At 62.0% G+C, this 4,591-nt stretch carries 6 protein-coding genes; all 6 read left to right on the plus strand.

Annotation, left to right across the window (positions count from 1 at the left end; translation table 11 throughout):
* The first annotated feature begins 155 nt into the window (after positions 1–155).
* From NUV89_RS27805 to NUV89_RS27830, 6 genes are read left to right on the plus strand one after another with little or no spacing between them, the layout of a single operon-like run.
* On the plus strand, positions 156–1,295 hold the full coding sequence (locus tag NUV89_RS27805; RefSeq protein WP_257783840.1) for a homoserine O-acetyltransferase: 1,140 nt from the start codon (positions 156–158) through the stop codon (positions 1,293–1,295).
* A gap of 7 nt (positions 1,296–1,302) precedes the next feature.
* Positions 1,303–1,923: a methionine biosynthesis protein MetW gene (gene metW, locus NUV89_RS27810; protein ID WP_017735309.1), complete on the plus strand. Its 621-nt coding sequence runs from the start codon at positions 1,303–1,305 to the stop codon at positions 1,921–1,923.
* Between the two features lie 21 nt (positions 1,924–1,944).
* On the plus strand, positions 1,945–2,379 hold the full coding sequence (locus NUV89_RS27815; protein ID WP_257783841.1) for a DUF4426 domain-containing protein: 435 nt from the start codon (positions 1,945–1,947) through the stop codon (positions 2,377–2,379).
* Positions 2,376–2,972: an RdgB/HAM1 family non-canonical purine NTP pyrophosphatase gene (gene rdgB, locus NUV89_RS27820; RefSeq protein WP_257783842.1), complete on the plus strand. Its 597-nt coding sequence runs from the start codon at positions 2,376–2,378 to the stop codon at positions 2,970–2,972. The genes NUV89_RS27815 and rdgB overlap by 4 nt, the downstream gene beginning before the upstream one ends.
* Positions 2,969–4,171 (plus strand): radical SAM family heme chaperone HemW, encoded by a 1,203-nt coding sequence (gene hemW / locus NUV89_RS27825; RefSeq protein WP_017735312.1) that lies wholly within the window; start codon positions 2,969–2,971, stop codon positions 4,169–4,171. Before rdgB ends, hemW begins: the two co-directional genes overlap by 4 nt.
* An 18-nt stretch (positions 4,172–4,189) precedes the next feature.
* A complete protein-coding gene (locus tag NUV89_RS27830; protein WP_010207241.1) occupies positions 4,190–4,513 on the plus strand; it encodes a DUF3392 domain-containing protein in 324 nt (107 codons plus the stop codon).
* Positions 4,514–4,591 lie beyond the last annotated feature (78 nt).

Below are 4,591 nucleotides of genomic sequence, written 5' to 3' on the forward strand. Positions count from 1 at the left end.
ACGAATATGTCGACTGATGCACCGCTTTCGCGAGCAAGCCCGCTCCCACACAAGCGGCTCCCACATTTTCTTTGTGCACACGGCCTCAGGGGTTTGCTTGCCGCTAGGGTCCCCGCTCTTTAGACTTACGCCTCATTTAAACGAGAGCAGGGTCGATGCCAGCTGCCTTCCCCCCCGATTCTGTTGGACTGGTCGTGCCCCAAGTGGCGCACTTCAGCGAACCGCTGGCCTTGGCCTGCGGTCGTTCACTGCCGGCCTATGACCTGATCTACGAGACCTACGGCCAACTGAACGCCACGGCCAGCAACGCCGTGCTGATCTGCCACGCCCTGTCCGGCCATCATCACGCCGCCGGTTTCCATTCTGCCGACGACCGTAAACCCGGTTGGTGGGACAGTTGCATCGGTCCCGGCAAGCCCATCGACACCCACAAATTCTTTGTGGTCAGCCTGAACAACCTCGGCGGCTGCAACGGTTCCACCGGCCCCAGCAGCCTCAACCCGGACACCGGCAAGCCGTTCGGCGCCGACTTCCCGGTGCTCACCGTGGAAGACTGGGTGCACAGCCAGGCCCGCCTGGCCGACCTGCTCGGAATTGCCCAATGGGCGGCGGTGATTGGCGGCAGCCTGGGCGGCATGCAGGCCCTGCAATGGACCATCACCTACCCGACTCGCGTGCGCCATTGCCTGGCCATCGCCTCGGCACCGAAGCTGTCGGCGCAGAACATCGCCTTCAATGAAGTGGCGCGCCAGGCCATCCTCACCGACCCCGAGTTCCACGGCGGTTCGTTCCAGGAAGCCGGGGTGATCCCCAAGCGTGGCCTGATGCTGGCGCGGATGGTCGGGCACATCACCTACCTGTCCGATGACTCCATGGGCGAGAAATTCGGCCGTGGCCTCAAGAGCGAGAAGCTCAACTACGACTTCCACAGCGTCGAGTTCCAGGTGGAAAGCTACCTGCGTTATCAGGGCGAGGAGTTCTCCGGGCGTTTCGACGCCAACACCTACCTGCTGATGACCAAGGCCCTGGACTACTTCGACCCGGCGGCCAACCATGACGACGACCTGGCAAAAACCTTCGAACACGCCACGGCCAAGTTCTGCGTGATGTCGTTCACCACCGACTGGCGCTTCTCGCCGGCGCGCTCGCGCGAACTGGTGGATGCCCTGATGGCCGCCCGCAAAGACGTCTGCTACCTGGAAATCGACGCTCCGCAAGGCCACGACGCCTTCCTGATCCCGATCCCGCGCTACCTGCAAGCGTTCAGCAACTACATGAACCGAATCGTATTGTGAGAAAGCCATGAGAGCCGACCTGGACATTATCCAAGACTGGATCCCCGCCGGCAGCCGTGTGCTCGACCTGGGCTGCGGCGATGGCGAACTGCTGAGCTGGCTGCGGGACAACAAGCAAGTCACCGGCTACGGCCTGGAAAACGACCCGGACAACATCGCCCAGTGCGTGGCCAAGGGCATCAACGTGATCGAGCAGGACCTGGACAAGGGCCTGGGCAACTTTGCCAGCAACAGCTTCGATATCGTGGTGATGACCCAGGCCCTGCAAGCGGTGCACTACCCGGACCGCATCCTCGACGAAATGCTGCGCGTCGGCCGCCAGTGCATCATCACCTTTCCCAACTTCGGGCATTGGCGTTGCCGTTGGTACCTGGCCACCAAGGGCCGCATGCCAGTCTCGGATTTTCTGCCATACACGTGGTACAACACGCCGAACATCCACTTCTGCACCTTTGAAGACTTCGAAGCCCTATGTGGCGAGCGTGAAGCCAAGGTCATCAACCGCCTTGCCGTCGATCAACAGCATCGCCACGGCTGGGCGAGTAAACTATGGCCCAACCTGTTGGGCGAAATTGGTATCTACCGGGTCAGCAGCCCTGGCCTGACCGACCACAAGATTGCCGTCTAATCATTTTCACGAGGGACGCTCATGAGTCGTTTGGCTATTTTTCTATTGACCGCATGCCTGGGCACCAACGCCATCGCAGCGGAATCCATCGACGCTAATCGCAAGAAAGACTTCGGCGATATCACCGTTCACTACAACACCTTCACCTCCAGCTTCCTGCCACCGGAAACCGCCCAGAAGATCGGCGTGGTGCGCAGCAAGGAGAAGGGCTTGATAAACGTGACCGTGATCAAGGGCGTTGCCCCGGTAGCGGCGCAAGTGACCGGCACCATCAAGGACTTGGGCGGCAAGAGCGAGGTCCTGACCTTCAAGCAGATTACCGAGAAAAGCGGGGTCAGTTACCTCGCGCCCTACTCCGTCACCCAGCGTGAATACAAGACGTTTACCATCAACGTTGAAACCGGCGGCAAAGCCCATAGCTTCCAATTCAACCAAGAACAATTCCCGGCCGAATGATGAAACTCACCCAACTCGTACTGGCCAGCCATAACGCCGGCAAACTCAAGGAACTGCAGGCCATGCTCGGCGAATCGGTGCACTTGCGCTCGATTGGCGAGTTCAGCCAGGTAGAGCCGGAAGAAACCGGCCTGTCGTTCGTCGAGAACGCCATCCTCAAGGCCCGCAATGCCGCACGCCTCTCCGGCCTGCCGGCCCTGGCCGACGACTCGGGCCTGGCGGTGGACTTCCTCGGCGGCGCCCCGGGCATCTATTCGGCGCGTTATGCCGATGGCAAGGGCGACGCGGCCAACAACGCCAAGCTGCTGGACGCCCTCAAGGGCGTGCCGGATGCCGAGCGTGGCGCGCAGTTCGTCTGCGTGCTGGCCCTGGTGCGCCACGCCGATGACCCGTTGCCGATCCTGTGCGAAGGCCTGTGGCACGGGCGCATCCTGCATGCGGCCAGCGGTGAGCATGGCTTTGGCTATGACCCGCTGTTCTGGGTGCCGGAGCGTAATGTCTCCAGCGCCGAACTGAGCCCGGCCGACAAGAACCAGATCAGCCACCGCGCCCGCGCAATGGATTTGCTGCGCCAACGCCTGAGCCTGAAATGACCCAAAACACCTCTGCGCAGCCGCTGATCCACGGCGGCGCGCAAACGCCACGGGCGGCCCTGCCGCTGCTGCCGCCCCTGGCGCTGTACATCCACATTCCGTGGTGCGTACGTAAATGCCCTTATTGCGACTTCAACTCCCACACCGCCAGCAAAGTGCTGCCGGAAGAGGAGTATGTGGACGCGCTGCTGGCGGACCTCGATCAAGACCTGCACGCCGTTTACGGCCGCGAGCTGAGTTCGATCTTCTTCGGCGGCGGCACGCCGAGCCTGTTCAGTGCGGCAGCCCTCGGCCGCTTGCTCAAAGGCGTGGAAGCGCGCATCCCGTTTGCCGGCGACATCGAGATCACCCTGGAAGCCAACCCCGGCACCTTCGAACAAGAGAAGTTCGTGGCGTACCGCAAGCTGGGGATCAACCGCCTGTCCATCGGCATCCAGAGCTTCCAGCAGGAAAAGCTTGAGGCCCTGGGTCGTATCCACAATGGCGATGAAGCCATCCGCGCGGCGGGCATGGCGCGCCAGGCCGGGTTCGACAACTTCAACCTGGACCTGATGCACGGCTTGCCCGATCAGTCCCTTGACGACGCCCTGAGTGACCTGCGCCAGGCCATCGCGCTCAAGCCAACCCATTTGTCGTGGTACCAGCTGACCCTGGAACCCAACACCGTGTTCTGGAACCAGCCGCCTGCGCTGCCGGAAGACGACACCTTGTGGGACATCCAGGAAGCCGGCCAGGCGCTGCTCGCCGAACACGGTTACGCACAGTACGAAGTGTCGGCCTATGCCCAACCGGGCCGCCCGGCGCGGCACAACCTGAACTACTGGAGCTTTGGCGACTTTATCGGAATCGGCGCCGGCGCCCACGGCAAGCTCAGCCACCCGGACGGGCGCATCGTGCGTACCTGGAAGACCCGCGCACCGAAGGACTACCTCAACCCGGCAAAAAACTTCCAGGCCGGCGCGAAAGAACTGACCAATGAGGAGCTGCCGTTCGAGTTCCTGATGAACGCCTTGCGCCTCACCGAAGGCGTCGAAGCCAAGCTGTACGCCGAGCGCACCGGCCTTGCGCTGGCCAGCCTGGACGAAGGCCGCCGCGAGGCCGAACAAAGTGGCTTAATGCAGGTCGAACCGTCACGCCTGGCGGCGACCGACCGCGGGCAACTCTTTCTCAATGACCTGTTGCAGACGTTTTTGAGCTGAAGCTCTTAAGGAAATCGAATGGATTTGGTACTCGACCTGCTCGCCACCGTATCCCGCTGGAGCCGCAGCAACCTGTCGGAAATCTCCCTGGCCCTGGTGGGCTGCTTGCTAGTGCTGTTTGGCGCCGACATCAAGGGCTGGGTCGAAGCGCGCCTGGGCAGCGTGGCCGGTGCGTTGCGCGTACCGCTGATGGCGTTGCTGTGCATGATTGGCAGCGGTGCGGCGTTGATCTACGCCACGCCGTGGATTGTGCGGGGGTTGAGCCAGTTCAATAACTACAGTTTGGCGCCGGTGTTGGTGGTCGTATTGGTACTGATCGGCGTAGTAGCAGACCGCCGCTGACCCCAATCACACCGAGAAACAAATGTGGGAGCGGGCTTGCTCGCGAATGCGGAGTGTCAGTCACTGAAGTTGTCGACT

This window comes from Pseudomonas sp. 18.1.10 (assembly GCF_024655625.1).
Taxonomy (GTDB): Bacteria; Pseudomonadota; Gammaproteobacteria; order Pseudomonadales; family Pseudomonadaceae; genus Aquipseudomonas.